The sequence below is a fragment of the Pseudomonas sp. NFACC08-1 genome (genome assembly GCF_900106735.1).
Lineage (GTDB): Bacteria > Pseudomonadota > Gammaproteobacteria > Pseudomonadales > Pseudomonadaceae > Aquipseudomonas > Aquipseudomonas fluorescens_Q.
In genome coordinates, this window is the sequence record NZ_FNNL01000003.1 from 230,024 (window position 1) to 253,878 (window position 23,855).

A 23,855-nucleotide genomic window follows, 5' to 3' on the forward strand; every position below is an offset into this window, starting at 1 on the left:
TGGCTTGCAGCTTAAAGCTTGCGGCTGATTCCTGCTATCGGCGAACGACCAGATACAGACCGACCACCATCATGATACCGGCGGGCCAGTGACCCAGCTGGCTCAGCGGCCCGCCGGTCGCCAGCACGGCGCCGCCACCCAGGTGAGCCGCACCCAGCAGGCGCAACAGCCAATCGTCCTTGCGTCGTTGCCACGGGGGCGCCGGGTCGTGGGCGTGGGGCTGTGACATGCGTTCGAGCAGGTCGCGGGTCATGTTGGCCAGGTGCGGGAGCTGCTCGAACTGGCTTTGCACGTTGCCCAGCAAGGTTCTGGGGCTGACGCGCTCGCGCATCCAGCGTTCGAGGAACGGCTGGGCGGTATTCCACAGGTCGAGGTCCGGGTACAACTGGCGGCCGAGGCCTTCGATGTTCAACAGGGTTTTCTGCAACAGCACCAACTGTGGCTGGACTTCCATGTTGAAGCGTCGCGCCGTCTGGAACAGGCGCATCAGTACCTGGCCAAAGGAAATGTCTTTTAACGGTTTTTCGAAGATCGGTTCGCACACGGTACGGATCGCCGCTTCGAATTCGTTGAGCTTGGTCTCGGCCGGCACCCAGCCCGAATCGATGTGCAGCTGGGCGACGCGACGGTAGTCACGCTTGAAGAAGGCGAACAGGTTACGCGCCAGGTAGTCCTGGTCTTCAGGGGTCAGGCTACCGACGATGCCGCAGTCGATGGCAATGTACTGCGGGCTCCACGGCTGCACCGTGCTGACGAAGATGTTGCCTGGGTGCATGTCGGCGTGGAAGAAGCTGTCGCGAAACACCTGGGTGAAGAAGATTTCCACGCCGCGTTCGGCGAGCATCTTCATGTCGGTGCGCTGGTCGGCCAAGGTCGCCAGGTCGGTGACCTGGATGCCGTAGATACGCTCCATCACCAATACTTTCGGCCGGCACCAGTCCCAATAGACCTGCGGCACATAGAGCAGAGGGGAGCCCTCGAAGTTACGACGCAGCTGGCTGGCGTTGGCGGCCTCGCGCAGCAGGTCAAGTTCATCGTAGATGGTTTTTTCGTAGTCCTGGACCACGTCCACCGGGTGCAGCAGGCGGGCATCGGCCGACAGCCGCTCGGCGGCGCGGGCGAGGATGAACAGCCACGCCAGGTCTTGGGCAATGATCGGCTTGAGGCCCGGGCGGATGACCTTGACCACCACTTCTTCGCCGCTCTTGAGTTGTGCGGCGTGAACCTGGGCGACGGAGGCCGAGGCCAGGGGTTCGACGTCGAAACGGCTGAAGACTTCGCTGATCTTCTTGCCCAGTTGTTCCTCGATCAGCGCCACCGACACCTTGGAATCGAACGGCGGCACGCGGTCTTGCAGGCGCATCAGTTCATCGGCGATGTCTTCGGGCAACAGGTCGCGACGGGTCGAAAGGATTTGCCCGAACTTGATGAAAATCGGCCCCAGGTCCTGCAAGGCCAGGCGCAAGCGCGCACCGCGACTCAAGTCCAGCGTTCGCCGTGGAAACCAGCGCCACGGCAGCACGAAGCGCAGGGCCAGGAGAAACCAGGGCAACGGCAGGGCGAACAGCAGGTCATCGAGGCGGTAGCGGATCACGACGCGCTGGATGCGCAACAAACGGCGGACGGCAAGCAGCTTCATGCGTTATCGCTTGGTTTCAAGGGATCGGGAAAGGCGCTCGAAACGCGCCTCGAGACGTTCCAGGTCAAGTTTGATCTGGTCCAGTTCATTAAAACGGGCTTGTGCTTCGCGTTGGCCTACGAGGGTACGCGATTCTTCGGCCAGGTATTCACTCAGATTCTGCCCCAGGCTGGCGAACCCTTGCCGATACCAGCGGCTGCGGCTGCGCAAATGGCCGCTGAGCAATTGGGTCGCCACCGGACCGATCCAGCGAGACACTTCGTATTCCCAGTCCAGTTCCAGGTCCTGGAGGATCGCCGCCAGCTCCAGCAGTACGCCGCTGTCGCCGTCGAGCTCCACGTCGGGGCTGTGCAGCACCGCGGTCTTGTCCTTGCCCAGGGCCAGGTTCAGCAGGCTCGACGCCGGTGCGCGCAGCGTGCAGTCGGCCTCGGCCTCCCAGTGCGCAGCGAGCATCAGGCCCTCGTCGCTGGGCAGGATGAACAACCGCAACGTCGGGCTGCGGCAGTCCACGGCAATCACCTTGCCGCTCAAGTGCGCCAGGCGCGCGAGCGCCGTGCTGTCCAGGCGCAACACCCGGTTGAGGCCGAGTTCAACGCTGGCAAGCAGGCCGGTGAGCAGCATCAGGGCTTGATACCGCGGTGCAGGGCGACAATGCCTGCGGTCATGTTGTGGTAGGTCACGCGGTCGAAACCGGCCTCGACCATCATCGACTTCAGGGTTTCCTGGTTCGGGTGCATGCGGATCGATTCGGCCAGGTAGCGATAGCTTTCCGAGTCGTTGGTAATCAGCTTGCCCATCAGCGGCATGAAGGCGAACGAGTAGGCGTCATAGGCCTTGGACATCAGCGCGTTGGTCGGTTTGGAGAACTCCAGCACCAGCAGGCGGCCACCGGGCTTGAGCACGCGCAGCATCGAGCGCAGGGCATCTTCCTTGTGGGTGACGTTGCGCAGGCCGAAGGCGATGGTCACGCAGTCGAAATGGTTGTCGGGGAACGGCAGCTTTTCAGCGTCGGCCTGGACGAACTCGACGTTGCCGGCCACACCCAGGTCCAGCAGGCGGTCGCGACCGACCTTGAGCATGGATTCGTTGATGTCGGCCAGGACGACTTGGCCGGTCGGCCCAACGATGTGGGAAAACTTCTTCGTCAGGTCGCCCGTGCCGCCGGCGATGTCCAGTACGCGATTACCACTGCGCACGCCCGACAGTTCGATCGCGAAACGCTTCCACAGGCGGTGCATGCCGCCCGAGAGCAGGTCGTTCATCAAGTCATACTTGGCGGCTACGGAGTGGAAAACCTCAGCGACTTTTTCCGCTTTCTGGCTTTCCGGCACGTTCTTGAAGCCGAAGTGAGTGGTGGGTTCGGCATCGCTGCCTTTGCGCTGATCAGTCATATCGCGGTCACCAAAAAAGAATGCGGGACATTCTAATCCCGGTGGAGGGCTTTGTCTTGGCAAGGCTGAAGGTAAGATGGGCGACCGCCGGGACGTTTTGACGCAGGCAGGGTCTGAAACGTTCAGGCAAGTCCCGATAAAACAGGAGTCACCCGATGGCCCGTATAACGGTTGAGCGTGCCCATGGCCTGGGCAAGGAAGCGGCACGAGAGAAAGCCGACAAGCTGGCGCAGAAGTTGTCCGATAGCTATGGCCTGGAGCCGCAGTGGGAGGGCGACACCCTGAAACTCAAGCGTTCCGGGGTCAAGGGCGAAGTGCATGTTGGCGAGGACTCGATCCGCGTCGATGTGGAACTGGGCATGTTGATGTCGGCCATGAGCGGCACGATCAAGAGCGAAATCGAAAAGGCGTTGGATAAGGCGTTGGTCTGATTGTTCGAAAGGGTGGGGTGGAACACATCCAAGTTCACAACCTACTCCTGTGGGAGCGGGCTTGCTCGCGAAAGCGGTGGATCAGTCGACATCAATAGTGAATGGTCCACCGCATTCGCGAGCAAGCCCGTTCCCACATGAAGTCGGTCGCCATCCGGTTATGTGTCAGTTGTTAGGGTGCCCTTTCTAATTATTGTCACTACTTTGTGCCTGAGCCCGACCGTGTGCGGGCAGTTCCTCAAACCATTTTCGAGTGAGGTGCACCATGGCCAAAGTTATTCTGAAGAAAAAAACCGACGTTGAATCTTCCACGCTCAGCGACGTGAAAACGTACGCGCGCAAGATCTGGCTGGCGGGCCTGGGCGCCTACACGAAGGTCGGCCAGGAAGGCAGCGAGTACTTTCAGGAGTTGGTAAAGGCTGGCGAAGTTATTGAAACCAAAGGCAAAAAGAAAATTGCCGGAAAACTTGAAGCGGCCAACAGCGAATTGATTGAAGCCAAGAGCGACGTCAATACTTTCAAGGCCCGGGTTGAAGTACAACTCGATAAAGTCGAGAAGGTATTCGATGCCCGTGTTGCAAGTGCCTTGAATCGTATCGGCATTCCGTCTAAACATGACGTTGAGACACTCTCTGCTAAGCTCGATGAGCTGACAGCATTGCTCGAACGTGTCGCGCGTAAACATTAAGGAGAACGGGATGGCTGGCAAAAAAATCACAGAAAAAGAGGGCAGCTCGTGGGCCGGGAAGATTGAAAAGTATTCCCGCAAAATCTGGCTTGCTGGTTTAGGCGTGTACTCGAAGATCGACACTGACGGCAGCAAGCTCTTCGAGTCCCTGGTTAAGGACGGCGAAAAGGCCGAAAAACTCACCAAGACGGCAGTCGGCAAACAAGTCGATGCAGCCAAGGACTCTGCCGAGTCCGCCAAGTCGCGAATCGGTGGCGTGAAGGATCGTGCACTGGGCAAATGGGACGAACTGGAGGGGGCTTTCGACAAGCGCCTGAACAGTGCGATCTCGCGCCTGGGTGTGCCGAGCCGTAATGAAGTCAAGGCACTGCACAGCAAGGTCGACACCCTGACCAAGCAGATCGAAAAACTCACCGGCGCCAAAGTCGCACCCGTGGCGACCAAGACTGCAGCGGCCAAGCCGGCCGCTAAAACGGCGGCCAAGCCACTGGTCAAGGCTGCGGCAAAAACCGCCGCCAAACCTGCGGCGAAAGCAGCAGCCAAGCCCGCGGCTAAAACTGCTGCGGCCAAGCCTGCTGCCAAGGCGGCGGCCAAACCGGTAGCGGCCAAAGCGGCAGCCAAGCCTGCGGCCAAACCCGCGGCTAAAACGGCAGCGGCCAAACCGGCAGCGAAACCTGCGGCCAAGCCTGCGGCAAAAGCGGCCAAACCTGCTGCGGCGAAAAAACCGGCCGTGAAAAAGCCGGCCGCGCCGAAAGCCGCTGCACCGAAGGCGCCAACCGCGGCCGCCAAACCGGCGACCCCGACGAGCACGGCGAACTCCGCCGCCGCTCCGACCCCGGTCGCCACGCCAACTCCAGCGCCGGCTCCAACGACGCCTCCCACCCAGTCCTGATTCTGCGGGACATGCAAAAACGCCCGGCCTGTGAAGGTCGGGCGTTTTTGTTTGTACGCAGGTCAATCTCAAACTTTGAAATCACCCAGAAAACAATGTGGGAGCGAGCTTGCTCGCGATAGCGGCGGGTCAGCAGTATTGATCTTGACTGATACACCACAATCGCGAGCAAGCTCGCTCCCACAATGGATCTTCCACTGCTGGTCGTCAGTCATGCTCTTCCAGGTAGCGCAACGCCAGTTGCTCAGTCGCCACCTTGGTCGCGGGCGGCAGGTGCGGGGCCACCAGCATCATGATCTGGTAGACCACCAACCGAACCTCGCCTTCACGGTCGAGGATCCGCTGGTAGTCCAGGGAGAACAGCAAGGTCATGGTGATCTGCTCCACCAGCTGCCCCAGGGCCTGGGTATCGCTGATCAGCAAACCCTGGGCCTTGAGCTGCGCCAGCAGTGAGGCGAGGGTGCGCTTCAGGGCATTGAGCAACTGGCGGATACCCTTGGCCAGCTTCGGCAGGCGCCCGGCCAGGTTCGACAGGTCCTGGAACAGAAAGCGGTACTGGGCCAGGCGTTCGACGATCAAGTGCAGGAACAGCCAGTAGTCTTCTGGCGCCAACTGCACGTCCGCCGGAGGGTCCAGCAGCGGCGCCAGTTCGCCCTGGAATCGCTCGAATAGCCCGAGGATCAGCGGTTCCTTGCCATGAAAGTGGTAATAGAGGTTGCCCGGGCTGATGCCCATTTCGTTGGCAACTTCCATGGTGGAGACGTTCGGCTCGCCCTTTTCGTTGAACAATTGCAGGGCACATTCAAGGATGCGGTCGCGGGTTTTCATCCGGTCTTCTTAATGATCAAGTCATGCCACGGCCAATCGCCTGGCCGTGGGGTAAGGTGCTTCAGCGCACGCGAACATAGGTACCGGGAGCTGCGTCCAGAGGCGGGTAGTTCGCGTTGCCCAAGGTCATCTGGGTTTCGTGCTGGGCGCCGGAACGCTCCTGGATCCAGCCCAGCCATTGGGTCCACCAGCTGCCTTCGACGTGCTTGGCGTCGTAGTACCAGGCCCGTGGGTCGCTGCTCAATTTTGCGCTTTCGATGAAGTTGGCCTTGGGGTTGCCCGGCGGGTTGAGGATGCTCTGGACGTGGCCGCTGTTGGAGAGCACGAAGCGTTTTTCGCCACCGAGCAACAGGGTCGAGCGATACACCGCGTCCCACGGTGTGATGTGGTCATTTATGCCGCCCACACTGAAGCTGTCCACCGTCACTTTCTGCAGGTCGATAGGTGTGCCGCACACTTCCAGGCCGCCGGGATGGGTCAGTGGGTTGTGCTTGAAGAAGTCCAGCAGGTCGCCGTGGTAAGCCGCCGGCAGGCGGGTGCAGTCGTTGTTCCAGTAGAGGATGTCGAAGGCCGGCGGCTCCTTGCCCAGCAGATAGTTGTTGATGAAGTAAGTCCAGATCAGATCGTTGGGGCGCATCCAGGCAAACACCCGGGCCAGGTCGCGGCCATCGAGGATGCCTTTCTGGTAGGAACGGCGCTTGGCGGCTTCGAGAGTCTGCTCGTCGATGAACAGCGTGGCCGGGCTATCGATCTGGCTGTCCAGCAGGCTCACCAGGTAGGTGGCACTGGCGACTCGACGCAACTGGCGCTTGGCTTGCAGGTGGCCTTGCAGGGCGGCGATGGTCATGCCTCCGGCGCAGGCGCCCATCAGGTTGACCTCGCGGGCGCCGGTGATCGCCCGGCAGACGTTCATGGCCTCTTCCACGGCCTCGACGTAGCTGGACAGGCCCCATTCGCGGTGGCGTACGTCAGGGTTGCGCCAACTGATGATGAAAACTTGCAAACCGTTTTTCAGGGCGTACTGGACGAAGCTGTTGGAAGGGCTCAGGTCGAAAATATAGAACTTGTTGATCTGCGGCGGCACGATCAGCAACGGCTTGGCGTATTGCTTTTCGCTCATGGACCGGTACTGGATCAGCTCGAGCAATTCGTTGCGAAACACCACCGCGCCAGGGGTGGTTGCCAGGGTCTTGCCGACTTCAAAGGCATGGGGCGTGGTTTGTCGCGGCAACCCGTCGTTGTGCAGCAGGTCATCCACCAGATGGCTGAGGCCTCGAACCAGGCTGGTGCCGCCGGAGTTGAACAGCTCCTTGACCGCCAGCGGGTTGAGCAAGGTGTTGGACGGCGAAACGGCGTCGTTGAGCAGGGCGAAGGCGAAGTGGGCGCGGGCGCGGTCATCCTGGCTCATGGTGCTTTCGTCGATCCAGCTCGTCACCTGTTTCTGCCAGCTCAGGTAGGCCTGCAGGCTGCGGCGGTAGAACGGATTGAGCTGCCAGGTGGGGTCGGCGAAACGCTGGTCGTTGGGGTTGGTGGGGTGCAGGGTCTCCCCCAGCAGCACTCGGCCCAGTTGACCGCCCAGCTTCAGCGCATGCCGGGCACTGTGCACCGGGTTGCGCAAGCCGTGTACGGCAACGCTGCGCAAGGTGGACAGCAGGTCCCTGCCACGCAGGCCGGTGACCGCACTTTGTGCGTTGATGAAGCTGGCAGGGGCGGGCATGGAGCCCTTCGCCGGTTTGTCGCGCATGAGTCAACTCCTTCGTCATCAGGCTAAAAACAAACACACCGAACCAGACAACATAGTCGCTGTTTCGGGTCGCTGCGCGGTCCGGCGTCCTGCCAGGCGCTAATGGGCGGTTTCAGCCGCCCAGTGGTGAGGGGTGCGGATGCATCACCGCACGCTGACGTTCTTCCTCCAGGAATTTCATGATGATCGGCGCCACCGCCTCGGCCCGGGTGATCAGGAACAGATGGCCGTCATCGATGATGTGCAATTGGGCGTTGGGAATGCGCCAGGCCAGCATGCGCATGTTGATCAGCGGGATCAGCGGGTCATCGTCGCCAGCCAGCACCAGGGTCGGCTGGTGGATCTTGTGCAGCCAGTGGATGCTGGTCCAGCCCAGGCCGGCGAACAGTTGCCAGTAATAACCGAGCTTGCCCGCCGAACGAACCTTGGCCGCATGGCTGGCCGCCAGGCTCGGGTCGCGACGGAACGAACCGCCGTAGATCAGTGGGGCGATACGCATCACATGGGAAGGTTGAACGTAGCGCCGGGGGCTGGCCATCATCCACAGCACCTTCGGTTTACCCGGCACCATCACCGCCCCGGCCGCCGTGGCCGCCAGTACCAGCTTCTTGCAGCGCTCGGGGTAGTCATGGGCGAACTGCTGGGCCAGGGCGCCCCCCCAGGACACGCCGATCACATTGACCTGCCCGTAGTCCAGGTAATCGAGCATTCGCGCGGTGAGTTTGGCCAGGCCAGGAAAACGATACGGCCGGTTGGGCGTCGATGAGCCGCCGACACCGGGTACGTCAAAGGCGATGACTTCCAGGTCCGGGTCCAGGGCCTGGATGAACGGGAACACCAGCTCGAGGTTGGCGCCGATGCCGTTGAAAATCAGCAGCGGCGTCAAGTGAGGCTTGCCGGGACGTACCGCGGTGCGCAAGGTCTGGCCATCCAGATCGACGGTACGGAAGATGTACGGTTGCGGCATGCTCAAGCCCTGGGGTGGAGAAGTGGAAAAGCAGCATCAAGCTTCAAGTTTCAAGCTGCAAGTTAAGGCGCTTGAAGCTTGAAGCTTGAAGCTTGAAGCTTGCAGCTATCTTTCATGCACATAAGTGCCGGGCGCCGCTTCGCCGGCCGGGTAGGCCTTGTTGCCCAGCACGGTCGGGGCTTTTTTCAGTTTGCCCGAGCGCTCGGCCTGCCAGGCCTGCCAGTGCAGCCACCAGGAGTCGGTGTGCTTGGTTGAATTCTCCTGCCAATCCTCGGCCTTGGCTGGCATGTCATCACTGGTCATGTAGCGCGACTTGGGATTGCCTGGCGGGTTGAGGATGCTCTGGATATGGCCGCTGCTCGACAGCACGAACTCCACCTTGCCACCAAACAGCTGTGCCGACTTGTAGCAGGACTTCCACGGCGTGATGTGGTCGTTGGTGCCGGCCAGGGAGAAGATGTCGGCGGAGACCTGCTTGAGATCGATGGGCGTGCCGCACACTTCCAGTGCATTGGGACGGATCAGTGGATTGTTCTTGAACATTTCGATGAGGTCGCCGTGGAACGCCGCTGGCAGCCTCGTGGTGTCGTTGTTCCAGAACAGGATGTCGAACACGGGTGGCTCGTTGCCCAACAGATAATTGTTGACCCAGTAGTTCCAGATCAAGTCGTTGGGGCGCATCCAGGCGAACACCTTGGCCATGTCGCGACCTTCGAGTACACCGGCCTGGTAGGAATGGCGCTTGGCCGCTTCCAGGGTCTGTTCGTCGACGAACAACGCCACGTCGGTGTCCAGGGTGGTGTCGAGCACGCTGACCAGCAGGGTCAGCGCATTGACCTTTTTCTCGCCGAGGGCGGCGTAATGGCCCAGCAGCGCGGTGCAGGTGATGCCGCCCGAGCAGGCGCCGAGCATGTTCACGTCCTTGCTGCCGGTGATGGCCGTGACCACGTCCACCGCTTCCTTGAGCGCCTCGATGTAGGTCGACAGGCCCCACTCGCGCTGCTCCTTGGTGGGGTTGCGCCAACTGACGATGAAGGTCTGCACGTTGCTGCGCAGGCAGAAGCGCGCCAGGCTCTTGTCCGGGCTCAGGTCGAATACATAGAACTTGTTGATTTGTGGCGGTACCACCAGCAGCGGTCGCTCGTGGACCTGCTCGGTGATGGGGCGGTACTGGATCAGCTCCAGCACGTCGTTGCGAAACACCACGGCGCCTTCGGTCACGCCCAGGCTCTTGCCGACCTCGAACGCGCCCATGTCGACCTGGCTCGGCATCCCGCCGTTGTGCACCAGGTCCTTGGCCAGGTGGGACAGGCCATCGAGCAGGCTCTTGCCGCCGGTTTCGAAGAAGCGCTTGACTGCTGCCGGGTTGGCCGCCGAGTTGGTCGGGGCCATGGCTTCGGTCATCAGGTTGATCACGAAATGCCCGCGGCTGATGTCCGCGGGCGAGAGGTTGCTGTCGTCGATCCAGGCGTGCAGCTCCTTGCGCCACGCCAGGTAGGTTTGCAAGTAGCGTTTGTAGAGTGGGTTCTGGCTCCACGCCGGGTCAGCGAAGCGACGGTCGTCGCCGGCCGGTTGCAGTTCGGATTTGCCGAACAGGACATTCTTGAGTTCGACGCCGAAATGGGCGACGTGCTTGACGCTGTGCAGCGGTTGTTTGATGGCCTGGGTCAGCACCATGCGGGCAGAGGCCAGCAGATCTTTCCTGCGCAAGCCGACGACGGGATTCAACCCCAGGGTATTTTCCGAGGCTTGATACTTCAGGTCATCGTTGTTCTTGTTGCTCATCTACGACGCTCCATTGTCCTTCAGACGAGTACCCGGATCGTGCCATGAAGCCACACAGCCAATACCAGGTACGCTGCTCGGGTGACCATTAATTCCGCATCGAGGGCCAATGAGGAAACGTATGCCAGGAACTCGGCGGTTCCTTTGCAGGTAACTTGCCAGCTCCATTGGTTACCCGAGTTTAATTTTTTTCGCAAGCAGGCCAGTCATTGACGTTGCTGCGCGGGCATTCAAGCAGATGAGTCTAGAAAAATCGCCCTAAAGCGCCAGCCCCTGAGTTAGAGCATCAGCTTGACGACGGACTCGTCCGGGTCGCGGGTTTTTCCGGCGGCCTTGAGTTCGCCAAGATAATCGTTCCACAAGTCTTCCTGACGCACCGCCAACTGGTAGAGATAGTCCCAGGTGAACAGCCCGCTGTCGTGGCCGTCGTCGAAGGTCAGTTTCAGTGCGTACTGGCCGGCCGGTTCGACCTTGATCAGTGCAACGTTGAGCTTGCCGTATTGCAGGATGGGTTTGCCGTGGCCCTGGACCTCGGCGGAAGGCGAGTGCACCCGCAGGAACTCGGCGGGCAAGTGATACTCCTCGTCCGGCGCGTATTTGAGCGTCAGGGTCTTGGAGGCTTTGTGCAGGTTGATGGCGGTGGGGAGTTTGGTCATGGCAGATCGTCCGTTTCGTGACGCCTTGCATGAGCGATCCGTGGCGAGGGAGCTTGCTCCCGCTGGAGGGCGAAGCCCTCCCAAAAGACTCCCGATAATCCGCCGGAGTCGGGTTTTTGGGGCCGCTTCGCGACCCAGCGGGAGCAAGCTCCCTCGCCACAGGAGCCCGCTCACACAGCGTGTGACCTACAGGATATACCGCGACAGGTCTTCGTTCTGCGCCAATTCACCCAGGTGGCTGTTGACGTACTCGGCGTCGATGAGGATCGGCGCTTCGTTGTGGGCGCTCGCCAGGTCGCCGGCGCTGAACGAGACTTCCTCGAGCAGGCGTTCGAGCAACGTGTGCAGGCGACGGGCACCGATGTTCTCGGTCTTCTCGTTGACCTGCCAGGCGATCTGGGCCAGGCGCTTGATGCCTTCCGGGGTGAACTCGATGTTCAGGCCTTCGGTCTTGAGCAGCGCGCAATACTGTTCGGTCAGGGACGCGTGGGGCTCGCTGAGGATGCGTTCGAAGTCTTCCGGCGTCAGCGCCTTGAGCTCGACACGGATCGGCAGGCGACCCTGCAGCTCTGGCACCAGGTCGCTCGGCTTGCTCAGGTGGAACGCACCGGAGGCGATGAACAGGATATGGTCGGTCTTGACCATGCCCAGCTTGGTGTTGACCGTGCAGCCTTCGATCAGCGGCAGCAGGTCGCGTTGTACACCTTCGCGGGACACATCGGCACCGCCGACATTGCCGCGCTTGGCGACCTTGTCGATTTCATCGATGAACACGATGCCATGTTGCTCGACCGCCTCCAATGCCTTGGCCTTCAACTCTTCTTCGTTGACCAGGCGGCTGGCTTCTTCGTCGCGCACCAGTTTCAGCGCTTCCTTGACCTTGAGCTTGCGGTTTTTCTTCTTGCCCTTGCCCATGTTGGCGAACAGGCTCTGCAACTGGTTGGTCATCTCTTCCATGCCTGGCGGCGCGGAAATATCGACGCCGGCCATTTCGGCCACTTCGATCTCGATTTCCTTGTCGTCCAGCTGGCCTTCGCGCAGGCGCTTGCGGAACAGTTGGCGGGTGTTGGAGTCCTGGGTCGCGGCGGCGTCGGCGTTGAAGCCCATGCGCGCTGGTGGCAGCAGGGCGTCGAGGATGCGCTCTTCGGCGGCGTCTTCGGCGCGGTGGCGGACCTTGGTGATTTCCTGTTCGCGCAGCAGCTTGATGGCGGCATCGGCCAGGTCACGGATGATCGACTCGACGTCGCGGCCGACATAGCCGACTTCGGTGAATTTGGTGGCTTCGACCTTGATGAACGGCGCGTTGGCGAGTTTGGCCAGGCGCCGGGCGATTTCGGTTTTACCGACACCGGTCGGGCCGATCATCAGGATGTTCTTGGGGGTCACTTCGACGCGCAGTTCTTCGGGCAATTGCATCCGGCGCCAGCGGTTACGCAGGGCGATGGCGACGGCGCGCTTGGCATCGTCCTGGCCGATGATATGGCGGTTGAGTTCGTGGACGATTTCGCGGGGAGTCATGGACATAATAATGGGTGGTCCTCAAGCAAGAATGGGCCGTGGCGTGGTTCGCCTGGGCAGGCTTATTCCGCGAGGTCCTGCTCCTCAATGGTCTGGGTGTGGTTGGTGAAGACACAGATGTCGCCGGCAATGCCCAAGGCAGTCTCGACGATCTCACGAGCCGACAGGTCGGTTTTTTTCAGCAGGGCACTGGCCGCAGCCTGGGCGTAGGCTCCGCCGGAACCCATGGCGATCAGGCCGTCTTCGGGCTCAACGACGTCGCCGTTGCCGGTGATGATCAGGGAGGCGTCCTTGTTGGCGACCGCGAGCATGGCTTCGAGGCGGCTCAGGGAGCGGTCGGTGCGCCATTCCTTGGCCAGTTCCACGGCGGCTCGGACCAGATGGCCCTGGTGTTTCTCAAGTTGGCCTTCGAAACGTTCGAATAACGTGAAGGCGTCGGCAGTGGCCCCGGCGAAACCGGCGATGACTTCGCCGTGATACAGGCGGCGGACTTTCTTCGCGTTGCCTTTCATCACGGTGTTGCCCAGTGAAACCTGGCCGTCGCCGCCCATGACGACTTTGCCATGACGGCGGACTGAAACGATGGTGGTCAAGGGAGAGTCTCCACGCAGCGGGGCGAAAATGCCCGGATGGAACTCATATGGGGGTGGCGCGGGGTTTTTCAACTGTGGGGTGGAGGAGGGGATGAGCGGTTTGTCTTGCCTCACAGGCCAATCATACCTGTGGCAATGATTATCTGTGGCGAGGGGATTTATCCCCGCTGGGCTGCGTAGCAGCCCTAAAACCTTAAATGCGGTGTGTCAGATTGATCTGGTCGCTGCTTTTGGGGCTGCTGCGCAGCCCAGCGGGGATAAATCCCCTCGCCACAAGGGGGAGTGTCGCCTGGCCTAGCGGCTCTGGCGTTGTTGTAACAACAAGTTGCTGAAACCGCTGCCGGCCAATTGTTTCTGGGCCTTGGTCAGTTCTTCGCGGTTGCTGAACGGCCCGACCAGTACCCGGTACCAGGTTTCGTCCTTCACGGTGCCGGACTCCACCGCCACGGACTGACCCAGCAGAATGATCTGCGCGCGGACCTTGTCGGCGTCGGCTTCCTTGCGGAACGAACCGGCTTGCAGGAAGAACTTCGTCACCGGCGCGGCTTTCTGCACCGGTGGGGCGGGCGGCGGCGTGATGCCGGCCAGGGCCGCCTGGGCGCGGGCGGTGTCGATCTTCGCCGCTTCGGCCGGGGTCACCGGCGTGGTGGGCACTTGCGGCGTCGGCAGGGTTTTCTCCGGTACGGCTTCGGGCGGCACGATGACTTCCGATTCCGGCAGCAAGGTGTAGAAGTCGTACTTCGGCTTCACCGGTTGCGTTGGGCTCGGCGGAGTCTTGTTGGCCTCGGCGATCCGCGTGGCTTTCTGCTGCTCTTGCCGGACGCGCTTGACGTCATCGCCCTGGCCCGGCTCCAGCTTCATCAGAAACACAATGAAAGCGCCGACGGTCAGGCCGATGGCCATCCACAACCAGCCCGGAATCGGTTTTTTGGCTGGAGGCTGGTAACGACTGGCGCCGCGTTTGGGTGCAGGTTTTTTCTTGGCTGCCAACTTACATGCGCTCCAGGGTTTCCAGGCCCAGCAGTTCCAGGCCTTGCTTGAGCGTACGCCCGGTCAGCGCGGCGAGGCGCAGGCGGCTCTGCATTTGCTCTGGGGTTTGCGCGTTGAGGATCGGGCAGTTCTCGTAGAAGCTGGAGAACAGGCCGGCGACATCGTACAGGTAGGCGCACAGGGTGTGCGGCGTGCCCTTGTCGGCGACGTTATTCAACACTTCACCGAACTGCGCCAGCTTCGCCGCCAGCTCCTGTTCGTGAGGGGCCTGGAGCACAATCTGGCCGTCCACTTCATTGAAGCTTTTGCCGAGCTTGCGGAACACCCCCGCCACGCGGGTGTAGGCGTACAGCAGGTACGGCGCGGTGTTGCCTTCGAAGTTGAGCATCAGGTCGAAGTTGAAGCTGTAGTCGCTGGTGCGGTGCTTGGACAGGTCGGCGTATTTCACCGCGTCGATGCCCACGACCTTGGCGATCTTGCGCAGTTCGTCTTCGGCCAGCTCGGGGTTCTTGCCCTTGACCAGGGTGTAGGCGCGGTCCTGGGCTTCGGTCAGCAGGTCGATCAGCTTCACCGTGCCGCCGTCGCGAGTCTTGAATGGGCGGCCGTCAGCGCCGTTCATGGTGCCGAAGCCCATGTGCTCCATCTCCATTGGATGGGTCACGAAACCGGCCAGGCGTGCGACTTCGAACACTTGCTGGAAGTGCAGAGCCTGGCGCTGGTCGACGAAGTACAGCACCCGATCGGCCTTGAGCACGCTGTTACGGTAGCGCACGGCTGCCAGGTCGGTGGTGGCGTAGAGATAGCCACCATCGGCCTTGACGATGATCACCGGCAACGGCTCGCCATCGGCGGTCTTGAACTGGTCGAGGAACACGCACTGGGCGCCGTTGCTTTCCACCAGCATGCCCTTGGCCTTGAGGTCGTTGACCACGTTGATCAGGTCGTCGTTGTAGGCGCTTTCGCCCATCACGTCGGCCATGGTCAATTTGACGTTCAGCAACTCGTAGATTTTCTGGCAGTGGGACAGGGAGATGTCCTTGAACTTGCTCCACAGCGCCAGGCACTCGGCATCGCCGGCTTGCAGCTTGACCACCAGGCCCCGGGCACGGTCGGCGAACTCGGGCGACTCGTCGAAGCGTTGCTTGGCGGCGCGGTAGAAGTTCTCCAGGTCCGACAGTTCATCGCTGGTAATGGGGTTTTCCTGAAGGTAGGCCATCAGCATGCCGAACTGGGTGCCCCAGTCGCCAACGTGGTTCTGACGGATCACGGTGTCGCCGAGAAACTCCAGGACCCGCGCCACGCCGTCGCCGATGATGGTCGAGCGCAGGTGGCCGACGTGCATTTCCTTGGCCAGGTTGGGCGCCGAGAGGTCGACCACGGTGCGCTGCAACGGACCGGCCTTGCGCACGCCAATGCGCTCGTCGGCCAGGGCCGCGTCCAGGCGCGAGGCCAGGGCCTGGGTGTTCTGGAAGAAATTGATGAACCCGGGGCCGGCAATGTCGGCCTTGCTGACGTTCTCGTCGGCCGGCAGCGCGGCGATGATTTTCTCCGCCAAGTCCCGCGGTTTCATGCCGGCCGGCTTGGCGAGCATCATCGCGATGTTGCTGGCGAAGTCGCCGTGGGTCTTGTCGCGGGTGTTTTCGACCTGAATCGCCGGCGACAGGCCTTCTGGCAGCACACCTTCAGTGACGAGTTGGGCGATGGCTTGCTGGATGAGCTGGCGAATGGTGTCTTTCATGGTCTTCTCTTTCAACCGCAGGCGCGGCGGCGCTTCGATGCGCTGGTGGAAAAACTGGGCATTATCCGTGGCCCGGACGAGCTTGCCAACTGTAGCGGGTCGGTTGGGGATGTGTGGTGACTATTCTTGCTGGCCTGGAGGCACGCGATCCCACAGGGGGCCGGCTTGCGGTCCATTCAGTACAAATCCACCGGATCCACATCCAGCGACCAGCGCACTGCCCGTCCGCTGGGCATCTGCTCCAGCACCAGTAGCCAGGCGCTTAATAGCCGATGCAACGGCGCCCGGGCATTGGCTTGTAATAAAAGCTGGGCTCGATAGCGCCCCGCCCGCCGCTCCATCGGCGCCGGTACCGGGCCGAGCAGTTCGATACCGGTAAGGTTCTGCTGCGCCAGCAAGCGCTCGGCCTCGCTGCAGGCTTCATCAAGGAACGCTTCGGCCTGCCCCGGCTTGTGAGCTTCAGCCCGCAACAGCGCCAGGTGTGCAAACGGCGGCAGGCCGGCGCTGCGCCGTTCACTCAAGGCCTGTTCGGCGAAGGCGAAATAACCTTGCTCGGTCAGTTGGATCAGCAACGGATGATCGGCCAGGTGGGTCTGGATGATCACTTTGCCCGGCTCCTCGGCCCGCCCGGCCCGGCCTGCGACCTGGACGATCAACTGTGCCATGCGCTCGCTGGCGCGGAAATCACCGGAAAACAGTCCGCCATCGGCGTCGAGGATCGACACCAGCGTGACCCGTGGGAAGTGGTGCCCCTTGGCGAGCATTTGCGTGCCCACCAGGATGCACGGCTGGCCCTTCTGGATCGTTGCGAACAACTGGTTCATCGCATCTTTGCGCGAAGTGCTGTCGCGATCCACCCGCAGTACCGGGTAATCGGGGAACAGGATGCCCAGCCGTTCTTCGGCGCGTTCGGTGCCGGCGCCGACCGGGCGCAAGTCCACTTTGCCGCACTGCGGGCAATGCCTTGGCACGCGCTCGACGTGGCCGCAATGGTGGCAACGCAACTCGCCATGGCGTTGATGCACGGTCATCCGCGCATCGCAACGCTCACAACCAGACATCCAGCCGCAGTCGTGGCACAACAGGGTCGGGGCAAAACCGCGGCGATTGAGGAACACCAGGACCTGTTGCCCGGCAGCCAGGGTCTGGCCGATGGCTTGCTGCATCGGCCCGGAAATACCGCTGTCCAGCGGGCGGCTTTTCACGTCCAGGCGCAGGAAGCGCGGTTGCTTGGCGCCGCCGGCCCGCTCATTGAGGCGCAGCAGGCCGTAGCGGCCGGTGTAGGCGTTGTGCAGGCTTTCCAGCGACGGGGTTGCCGAGCCGAGCACGATGGGAATGTTTTCCTGGCGGGCGCGCACCAGCGCCAGGTCGCGGGCGTGGTAGCGCAGGCCTTCTTGCTGTTTATACGAGCCGTCGTGTTCTTCGTCGATGATGATCAGGCCAGGGTTCTTCATCGGTGTGAACAGGGCCGAACGGGTGCCGATGATGATGTCGGCCTCGCCGTCCCGGGCGGCGAGCCAGGCCTCCAGGCGTTCGCGGTCGTTGACCGCTGAGTGCACCAGGGCGATCCGGGCGTTGAAGCGCTGTTCGAAGCGCGCCAGGGTTTGCGGGCCGAGGTTGATTTCCGGAATCAGCACCAGCGCCTGCTTGCCGGCCTCCAGGGTCTGACGGATCAGTTGCAGGTAGACCTCGGTCTTGCCGCTGCCGGTGACGCCCGCCAGGAGAAAGGCGTGATAACTGTCGAAGCCTGCGCGAATGGCCTCGCAAGCGGCCCGCTGTTCGGTGTTGAGCGGCAGTTCCGGCTGGGCCAGCCAATGTTCATGGCGGGCGCCGGGGGCGTGCCTGCGTATTTCCACCTGGACCAGGTCCTTGGCCAGCAACAGGTCCAGGCTGTCCTTGCTGAGCATCAGTTTGCTCAGCAATTGGTGCGCCACGCCGTGGGGATGTTGGGCCAGGGTCGCCAAGGCCTCGCGCTGGCGCGGGGCGCGGGCGATGCGTGGATCGTCCAGCGAGGCGCCGGGCGCCACCGACCAGAACCGCTCCTGGCGCGCCTCGGCCGGTTCGCCCTGGCGCAGCAGCACCGGCAGCGCCCAACTCAGGGTGTCGCCGAGGCTGTGCTGGTAATACTGGGACGTCCACAGGCACAACTTGAACAGCGCGGCGGGCAGTGGTGGCGTGGCATCGAGCAGGGCCAGGGCTGGTTTGAGCTTGTCGACCGGGACCTCGCTGTGGTCGGTGACCTCCACCAGGATGCCGATCATCTCCCGCCGGCCGAACGGCACCCGCAGGCGCATGCCCGGCTGCAACTGGGCGCGCAGGGCTCCGGCCGGGGCGCGGTAGTCGAACAGGCGGCGCAGCGGCGAAGGCAGGGCGAGGCGCAGGATGGCGTCGGGCACGCGGGGGATCTCGATAGGCGGACAAGTTCGCAAGGCTGAACACGATTCAATGTGGGAGCGAGCTTGCTCGCGATGGCTGTGGCACAGCCAGCATCACTGCAACTGACCCACCGCTATCGCGAGCAAGCTCTCTCTCACAGGGATTGTGCTTGAGGCCGCGAGCCTAGCAGACGGTTGGTACAAGTCATAGCTTGCGTGATTGATGTTGTCTGGTAGAATCCGCGGCCTAATTACGTGCGGTATTCAACAATAGTGTTGGGTGGCGGCACGCTAGCCTGAGGAAAACAGCATGAAAACCGATATCCATCCGGAATACCCAGTAATTGCCGTAACCTGCAGCTGCGGCAACAAGTTCGAAACGCGTTCGACCTACGGCAAAGCCCTGGCGATCGACGTTTGCAACGAATGCCACCCGTTCTACACCGGCAAGCAAAAGACTCTGGATACCGGCGGTCGTGTTCAGAAGTTCGCCGATCGTTTCGGTGCTTTCGGCAAAGTTACTCCAAAAGCCTGAGGCTGATCATTTTGGATGGTCGTCCCGACCGCTCCAGACTGATGAAAAAGGCGTCCCTTGCGGGCGCCTTTTTTGTGTCCGCGATTTGCCTCGGTGGTGCCCAGGCGTCCTGTCCTTCGCCCGGCAACCTGCCCCAAGTGGCGGTGCAACGGGTGGTGGACGGCGATACCTTGTACCTGGAGGATGGCCGGCGCATTCGGATGATCGGTCTCAACAGCCCTGAACTGGGCAAGCGAGGCCGCGCCGACGAACCGTTCGCCGTGGCGGCGCGTCAGCGACTCGAAGCCCTGGTAGCCGCCAGTGATGGCCGGGTGGGCGTGTTGCCTGGCAAGGATGACCACGATGATTACGGTCGCACACTGGCCCATGTCTACAACGCCCAGGGCGAGAACCTCGAGGAACGGTTGATTGCCGAGGGGCTGGGGTTTCTGGTGGCGGTCGCGCCGAACGTCGACCTGGTCAGATGCCAGCAAATGGCTGAACGTCATGCGCGGCAAGCCGGATCCGGCCTCTGGAAAAAATCGCCCGTCGTGCGAGCGGAGCAAATCAATGCGCCCGGTTTTGTGCTGATGAGCGGACGTGTCGAAAACGTGCAGCGCAATCGCGGTGGCATCTGGATTGAATTGCAGGGGGCAGTTGTCTTGCACATCGCGCCCGGTGTGCAAAGACGCTTCGACGCCTCGGCCCTGAAGCGGCTAAAGGGCCGAAAAATCGAGGCCCGTGGCTGGGTCGTCGATCGCGCCCGACGCGGCGGCCACAAGGCTGGGCAGGCGCGATGGATGTTGCCGCTGACCGATCCTGCCATGCTGCAAGCGGTCTTGTAAGAAAAAATTGTAGACATTTTGTCAGTGGATTGTATGCATGTGGTCCTTGTGTTTCGTGGCTCTTGGCCCAAAGTCGTAGGGCAGGGCGCTTGACAGCAGTGACTGGTCAGTCTTGTGGGGACTTTGCGAGGCGCGTATCCTCGGCGGTCCGTCTGTCCAACACAGTAAAAAGCGGAATGCCCACATGTCTGATCTGAAAACTGCCGCTCTCGAATATCACGCTAATCCTCGTCCAGGGAAGCTGAGTGTCGAGCTCACCAAGGCCACCGCTACTGCTCGCGACTTGTCGCTGGCCTACAGCCCCGGCGTAGCCGAACCAGTCCGCGAAATCGCTCGCGACCCTGAACTGGCCTACAAATACACCGGTAAAGGCAACCTGGTTGCAGTCATTTCCGATGGCACCGCGATTCTCGGCCTGGGTAACCTCGGCCCATTGGCTTCCAAGCCAGTCATGGAAGGCAAGGGCGTGCTGTTCAAGCGCTTCGCCGGTATTGACGTATTCGACATCGAAGTCGATTCCGAGAGCCCGCAAGCCTTCATCGACACCGTCAAGCGCATCTCCATCACCTTCGGCGGCATCAACCTGGAAGACATCAAGGCACCTGAGTGCTTCGAGATCGAGCGCGCCCTGATCGAACAGTGCGACATTCCGGTATTCCACGATGACCAGCACGGCACCGCGATCGTTACTGCGGCCGGCATGATCAACGCCCTGGAAATCGCCGGCAAGACCCTGCCGGAAGCCAAGATCGTCTGCCTTGGCGCTGGCGCTGCGGCCATCTCCTGCATGAAGTTGCTGGTGAGCATGGGCGCCAATATCGAAAACATCTTCATGGTCGACCGTACCGGTGTGATCCACTCCGGCCGTGACGACCTGAACCAGTACAAGGCCGTGTTTGCCCACGCGACCGAGAAGCGCTCCCTGGCGGACGCGCTGGACGGTGCCGACGTGTTCGTCGGCCTGTCGGGTCCGAACCTGCTGAGCCCGGAAAACCTGCTGCGCATGGCGCCGAACCCAATCGTGTTCGCGTGCTCGAACCCGGACCCGGAAATCGCCCCGGAACTGGCTCACGCAACTCGTAATGACGTGATCATGGCCACCGGCCGTTCGGACTACCCGAACCAGGTCAACAACGTACTGGGCTTCCCGTTCATCTTCCGCGGTGCCCTGGACGTTCGCGCCAAGCGCATCAACGAAGAAATGAAAGTCGCGGCCGCCAACGCCCTGCGCGAACTGGCCAAGCTGCCGGTGCCTCAGGAAGTGTGCGACGCCTACGGCGGCATCAAGCTGGAATTCGGTCGTGAGTACATCATCCCGAAACCAATGGACGCCCGCCTGATCACCCTGATCTCCGACGCCGTGGCCAAGGCCGCCATCGAGACTGGCGTGGCCACCCTGCCGTATCCGAAGAACTACCCGCTCAAGAGCGTGGATGATGTGTTCAACGGCTAAGCCGTTGTAGCGCTTCAACGAAAAACCCCGGCTCTTGCGAGTCGGGGTTTTTTATTGTCCTGCGGAAATTGTCTGGGGCGACATGGTTCTTCAGGGAAGCCAGATAACCTGTGGCGAGGGAGCTTGCTCCCGCTGGGCTGCGAAGCGGCCCCAAAAACTTGCGGTCGCTGCGCAACCGAGCGGGAGCAAGCTCCCTCGCCACAGGTTGGTGTGCTGTTGTTGCTTAGAACAGATCGATCGGCGCCGCTTCGTCCGCTGGCAGCGGGCTGCCCGGTGCGACGCCATTGCCCAGCTCGTTGACCGATGGCGGGGTGTCTTCGCTCTTGAACAGTTCGAAGTACGCCCCTGGGGTGCCCGGCGTGGCCGCTCGGCCGCTGACCGGATCGACCCGCAGGCTGAGGATGCCTTCCGGCTCCGGCTGGGTGTGCGGCGGCTTGTCCTTGAGGGCGGCGCCCATGTAGCTCATCCAGATCGGCAGCGCCACGGTACCGCCGAACTCGCGGCGACCCAGGCTTTCGGGTTGGTCGAAACCGGTCCAGACGGTGGTCACGTAATCGGCGTTGTAGCCGGAGAACCAGGCGTCCTTGGATTCGTTGGTGGTACCGGTCTTGCCCGCCAGGTCGGTGCGGCCCAGGGCCAGGGCGCGACGGCCGGTGCCGAGCTTGATCACGTCCTGCAGCATGCTGTTGAGGATGTAGGTGGTGCGGCCATCGACAATGCGTTCCGCGATGGCGGGCGCCTGGGGCAGGCCTGGGGCCGTGGTGGCTTCGCCCGGCGTCGCATTGACCGTAAATGTCTCGGTGGATGGGGCGGCGAGGCCATCGCTGGCCTGCTCACCCGTGGGAACGCGTGGCGGGTTGGCGACGAACAGCGTCTCGCCGTTGCGGCTTTCGATCTTGTCGATGATGTACGGAGTGATCTTGTACCCGCCGTTGGCGAACGTACTCCAGCCGGTGGCGATTTCCATCGGCGTCAAGGTCGCGGTGCCCAGGGCCAGGGACAGGTTGCGCGGCAGGTCCTGCTTGTTGAAGCCGAACTTGCTGATGTAGTCGATGGTGCGGTCCACGCCCAATGCCTGCAGCAGGCGGATCGATACCAGGTTACGGGACTTGTACAGCGCTTCGCGCAGGCGGATCGGGCCAAGGAACGTATTGGTGTCGTTCTTCGGTCGCCAGACCTTGTCCAGGTATTCATCGACGAACACGATCGGTGCGTCGTTCACCAGGCTGGCGGCGGTGTAGCCGTTATCCAGGGCGGCGCTGTAGACGAAAGGCTTGAAGCTCGAGCCTGGTTGTCGCTTGGCCTGCAACGCGCGGTTGTAGTTGCTTTGCTCGAAGGCGAAGCCACCCACTAATGAGCGGATGGCTCCGTCCTGCGGGTCGAGGGACACCAGGGCGCCCTGGGCGGCCGGGATCTGGCTGAACTTGAGCGTGTTGTCCGCCTGGCGCTGGACGCGGATCAGGTCGCCGACCTGGGCAACGTCGGACGGTTGCCGTGGGTTGGCGCCCATGCTGTTGGTATTGAGGAACGGCCGGGCCCATTTCATGGTGTCCCAGGCCACGTGTTCCTCCTGTTCGCCGTTACGGGTCAGCACCTTGATGCCGTCCTTGTCCACCGACGTGACAATCGCCGGCTCCAGGCTGCTGATGGTGCGCTGCTTGGTCAGCTCCAGGGCCCAGGCTTCCTTGGTCTTGCCCGGCAGGCGCGATTCAGGGCCACGATAGCCGTGGCGCTGGTCGTAGGTCATCAAGCCTTCGTGCAGCGCGGTGTTGGCCATTTCCTGCAAGTTGCTCGGCACCGTGGTGGTCACGCGGAAACCTTCGGTGTAAGCGTCGCTGCCATAGCGCCCAACCATCTCGGCACGGGCCATCTCGGCGATGTACGGGGCGTTCACTTCCGGGGTCGGTACGTGGTAGCTGGCGTTCAACGGTTCATTGATCGCGGCGGTGTAGTCGGCCTCGCTGATCTTGCCGAGCTTGTACATGCGCCCCAGGATCCAGTCGCGACGTTCCTTGCTGCGTGCCGGGTTGGCCAGCGGGTTGAAGCGCGAGGGTGCCTTGGGCAGGCCGGCAATCATCGCCATCTGTGCCAGGCTCACGTCGCGGATCGACTTGCCGTAATACACCTGCGCCGCCGCCTCGATGCCGTAGGCGCGGTTGCCCAGGTAAATCTTGTTCACGTACAGCTCGAGGATTTCATCCTTGGTCAGTTGCCGCTCGATTTGCAGGGCCAGGAGGATCTCGGTGGTCTTGCGCGAGAAGCTGCGCTCGCTGGTCAGGAAGAAGTTCTTGGCCACCTGCATGGTGATGGTGCTGCCGCCGGACTGGATGTGGCCGCTCTTGATCAACTGGCTGGCGGCGCGCATCAGGCTGCCCGGGTCGACGCCGTAGTGATTGGCGAAGTTATCGTCTTCAGCACTTAGTAACGCATTGATGAAATTGGGGGGAATGTCGGCGAAACGGATCGGCGTGCGGCGCATTTCGCCAAATTCGGCGATCAATTTGTTGTCGCTGCTGTACACCCGCAAAGGAATCTGCAACTGAATACTTCTCAGCGCCTCCACGGACGGCAATCCCGGACTAAGGTAAAGAAAGGCACCGCTCAGGCCCAAGAGCAGTCCGCAGAAAACGGCGACGATGGACCATCCGAAAAATTTCAGCAGACGAATCAAGGCTTTTGGATATCCAGGCAAAGAATGAAAAAGGCGCCAGGTGCTGGGATGGACCCGTGCTTGCAACAAAGCGAAAAAAAACGCTGGGCATTATAAGCATTTTTTTTCGTCGGGAATGCCATCCGGACGTCCGTCGG

Annotated in this window: 19 protein-coding genes and 1 pseudogene; 6 read left to right on the forward strand and 14 right to left on the reverse strand. The window is 61.8% G+C overall.

Going from position 1 to position 23,855, the window contains the following annotated elements:
* Positions 1 to 34: 34 nt before the first annotated feature.
* The 3 genes and pseudogenes from ubiB to ubiE form a co-directional block, all read right to left on the reverse strand.
* Positions 35 to 1,639, reverse strand: coding sequence for a ubiquinone biosynthesis regulatory protein kinase UbiB (gene ubiB, locus BLU76_RS08130; RefSeq protein WP_072344992.1), 1,605 nt, complete (start codon positions 1,637 to 1,639; stop codon positions 35 to 37).
* Positions 1,636 to 2,260, reverse strand: a pseudogene (locus BLU76_RS08135) (SCP2 domain-containing protein). Before BLU76_RS08135 ends, ubiB begins: the two are co-directional and overlap by 4 nt.
* Positions 2,260 to 3,030, reverse strand: coding sequence for a bifunctional demethylmenaquinone methyltransferase/2-methoxy-6-polyprenyl-1,4-benzoquinol methylase UbiE (ubiE, locus tag BLU76_RS08140; RefSeq protein WP_003196937.1), 771 nt, complete (start codon positions 3,028 to 3,030; stop codon positions 2,260 to 2,262). Before ubiE ends, BLU76_RS08135 begins: the two are co-directional and overlap by 1 nt.
* A 155-nt stretch (positions 3,031 to 3,185) precedes the next feature.
* Between ubiE and BLU76_RS08145 the strand changes: the two genes are divergently transcribed.
* The 3 genes from BLU76_RS08145 (at position 3,186) to BLU76_RS08155 (ending at position 5,041) form a co-directional block, all read left to right on the forward strand.
* On the forward strand, positions 3,186 to 3,461 hold the full coding sequence (locus tag BLU76_RS08145) for a polyhydroxyalkanoic acid system family protein (protein WP_092146798.1): 276 nt from the start codon (positions 3,186 to 3,188) through the stop codon (positions 3,459 to 3,461).
* Positions 3,462 to 3,726: 265 nt separating this feature from the next.
* Positions 3,727 to 4,149 (forward strand): phasin family protein, encoded by a 423-nt coding sequence (locus BLU76_RS08150; protein ID WP_003196940.1) that lies wholly within the window; start codon positions 3,727 to 3,729, stop codon positions 4,147 to 4,149.
* Between the two features lie 10 nt (positions 4,150 to 4,159).
* Positions 4,160 to 5,041 (forward strand): phasin family protein, encoded by an 882-nt coding sequence (locus tag BLU76_RS08155; protein WP_092222303.1) that lies wholly within the window; start codon positions 4,160 to 4,162, stop codon positions 5,039 to 5,041.
* A gap of 207 nt (positions 5,042 to 5,248) precedes the next feature.
* Here the strand turns inward: BLU76_RS08155 and BLU76_RS08160 are convergent, their stop codons facing one another.
* From BLU76_RS08160 to BLU76_RS08205, 10 genes are all read right to left on the reverse strand, one after another.
* Positions 5,249 to 5,869, reverse strand: a complete 621-nt coding sequence (locus BLU76_RS08160) for a TetR/AcrR family transcriptional regulator (RefSeq protein WP_092146795.1) — start codon at positions 5,867 to 5,869, stop codon at positions 5,249 to 5,251.
* 61 nt (positions 5,870 to 5,930) lie between these two features.
* Positions 5,931 to 7,613, reverse strand: coding sequence for a class II poly(R)-hydroxyalkanoic acid synthase (gene phaC / locus BLU76_RS08165; protein ID WP_063323317.1), 1,683 nt, complete (start codon positions 7,611 to 7,613; stop codon positions 5,931 to 5,933).
* 112 nt (positions 7,614 to 7,725) lie between these two features.
* Positions 7,726 to 8,580, reverse strand: coding sequence for a poly(3-hydroxyalkanoate) depolymerase (phaZ, locus tag BLU76_RS08170; RefSeq protein ID WP_072344981.1), 855 nt, complete (start codon positions 8,578 to 8,580; stop codon positions 7,726 to 7,728).
* A gap of 105 nt (positions 8,581 to 8,685) precedes the next feature.
* Positions 8,686 to 10,365 carry a class II poly(R)-hydroxyalkanoic acid synthase gene (phaC, locus tag BLU76_RS08175; RefSeq protein ID WP_092222305.1) on the reverse strand — a complete coding sequence of 560 codons (1,680 nt, stop codon included), beginning with the start codon at positions 10,363 to 10,365 and terminating at the stop codon, positions 8,686 to 8,688.
* Between the two features lie 278 nt (positions 10,366 to 10,643).
* Positions 10,644 to 11,021 (reverse strand): gamma-butyrobetaine hydroxylase family protein, encoded by a 378-nt coding sequence (locus BLU76_RS08180; RefSeq protein ID WP_063323314.1) that lies wholly within the window; start codon positions 11,019 to 11,021, stop codon positions 10,644 to 10,646.
* Between the two features lie 186 nt (positions 11,022 to 11,207).
* Positions 11,208 to 12,545 (reverse strand): ATP-dependent protease ATPase subunit HslU, encoded by a 1,338-nt coding sequence (gene hslU / locus BLU76_RS08185; RefSeq protein WP_063323313.1) that lies wholly within the window; start codon positions 12,543 to 12,545, stop codon positions 11,208 to 11,210.
* 56 nt (positions 12,546 to 12,601) lie between these two features.
* On the reverse strand, positions 12,602 to 13,132 hold the full coding sequence (hslV, locus tag BLU76_RS08190; protein ID WP_003196958.1) for an ATP-dependent protease subunit HslV: 531 nt from the start codon (positions 13,130 to 13,132) through the stop codon (positions 12,602 to 12,604).
* A 294-nt stretch (positions 13,133 to 13,426) separates the two neighbouring features.
* Positions 13,427 to 14,122, reverse strand: coding sequence for an SPOR domain-containing protein (locus tag BLU76_RS08195; protein ID WP_063323312.1), 696 nt, complete (start codon positions 14,120 to 14,122; stop codon positions 13,427 to 13,429).
* 1 nt (position 14,123) lies between these two features.
* On the reverse strand, positions 14,124 to 15,860 hold the full coding sequence (gene argS, locus BLU76_RS08200; protein ID WP_092146793.1) for an arginine--tRNA ligase: 1,737 nt from the start codon (positions 15,858 to 15,860) through the stop codon (positions 14,124 to 14,126).
* Positions 15,861 to 16,036: 176 nt separating this feature from the next.
* On the reverse strand, positions 16,037 to 18,256 hold the full coding sequence (locus BLU76_RS08205) for a primosomal protein N' (RefSeq protein WP_092222307.1): 2,220 nt from the start codon (positions 18,254 to 18,256) through the stop codon (positions 16,037 to 16,039).
* 289 nt (positions 18,257 to 18,545) lie between these two features.
* Here BLU76_RS08205 and rpmE point away from each other — a divergent pair, with 289 nt between their 5' ends.
* The 3 genes from rpmE (at position 18,546) to BLU76_RS08220 (ending at position 21,047) form a co-directional block, all read left to right on the forward strand.
* On the forward strand, positions 18,546 to 18,770 hold the full coding sequence (gene rpmE, locus BLU76_RS08210; protein ID WP_003196965.1) for a 50S ribosomal protein L31: 225 nt from the start codon (positions 18,546 to 18,548) through the stop codon (positions 18,768 to 18,770).
* A gap of 41 nt (positions 18,771 to 18,811) precedes the next feature.
* Positions 18,812 to 19,594 (forward strand): thermonuclease family protein, encoded by a 783-nt coding sequence (locus BLU76_RS08215; RefSeq protein ID WP_092222309.1) that lies wholly within the window; start codon positions 18,812 to 18,814, stop codon positions 19,592 to 19,594.
* Between the two features lie 184 nt (positions 19,595 to 19,778).
* Positions 19,779 to 21,047, forward strand: a complete 1,269-nt coding sequence (locus BLU76_RS08220) for a malic enzyme-like NAD(P)-binding protein (RefSeq protein WP_092146789.1) — start codon at positions 19,779 to 19,781, stop codon at positions 21,045 to 21,047.
* A 223-nt stretch (positions 21,048 to 21,270) separates the two neighbouring features.
* Here the strand turns inward: BLU76_RS08220 and BLU76_RS08225 are convergent, their stop codons facing one another.
* Positions 21,271 to 23,715, reverse strand: a complete 2,445-nt coding sequence (locus BLU76_RS08225; protein ID WP_170862058.1) for a penicillin-binding protein 1A — start codon at positions 23,713 to 23,715, stop codon at positions 21,271 to 21,273.
* Positions 23,716 to 23,855 lie beyond the last annotated feature (140 nt).

Excerpts from the sequence above, each read along its gene's own strand:
- BLU76_RS08160 (WP_092146795.1), bottom strand. The coding sequence starts at position 5,869 with ATGAAAACCCGCGACCGCATCCTTGAATGTGCCCTGCAATTGTTCAAC.
- BLU76_RS08145 (WP_092146798.1), top strand. The coding sequence starts at position 3,186 with ATGGCCCGTATAACGGTTGAGCGTGCCCATGGCCTGGGCAAGGAAGCG.
- hslU (WP_063323313.1), bottom strand. The coding sequence starts at position 12,545 with ATGTCCATGACTCCCCGCGAAATCGTCCACGAACTCAACCGCCATATC.
- BLU76_RS08220 (WP_092146789.1), top strand. The coding sequence starts at position 19,779 with ATGTCTGATCTGAAAACTGCCGCTCTCGAATATCACGCTAATCCTCGT.
- BLU76_RS08180 (WP_063323314.1), bottom strand. The coding sequence starts at position 11,021 with ATGACCAAACTCCCCACCGCCATCAACCTGCACAAAGCCTCCAAGACC.
- BLU76_RS08155 (WP_092222303.1), top strand. The coding sequence starts at position 4,160 with ATGGCTGGCAAAAAAATCACAGAAAAAGAGGGCAGCTCGTGGGCCGGG.
- BLU76_RS08150 (WP_003196940.1), top strand. The coding sequence starts at position 3,727 with ATGGCCAAAGTTATTCTGAAGAAAAAAACCGACGTTGAATCTTCCACG.
- ubiE (WP_003196937.1), bottom strand. The coding sequence starts at position 3,030 with ATGACTGATCAGCGCAAAGGCAGCGATGCCGAACCCACCACTCACTTC.
- rpmE (WP_003196965.1), top strand. The coding sequence starts at position 18,546 with ATGAAAACCGATATCCATCCGGAATACCCAGTAATTGCCGTAACCTGC.
- phaZ (WP_072344981.1), bottom strand. The coding sequence starts at position 8,580 with ATGCCGCAACCGTACATCTTCCGTACCGTCGATCTGGATGGCCAGACC.
- phaC (WP_063323317.1), bottom strand. The coding sequence starts at position 7,613 with ATGCGCGACAAACCGGCGAAGGGCTCCATGCCCGCCCCTGCCAGCTTC.
- ubiB (WP_072344992.1), bottom strand. The coding sequence starts at position 1,639 with ATGAAGCTGCTTGCCGTCCGCCGTTTGTTGCGCATCCAGCGCGTCGTG.
- phaC (WP_092222305.1), bottom strand. The coding sequence starts at position 10,365 with ATGAGCAACAAGAACAACGATGACCTGAAGTATCAAGCCTCGGAAAAT.
- BLU76_RS08215 (WP_092222309.1), top strand. The coding sequence starts at position 18,812 with ATGAAAAAGGCGTCCCTTGCGGGCGCCTTTTTTGTGTCCGCGATTTGC.
- argS (WP_092146793.1), bottom strand. The coding sequence starts at position 15,860 with ATGAAAGACACCATTCGCCAGCTCATCCAGCAAGCCATCGCCCAACTC.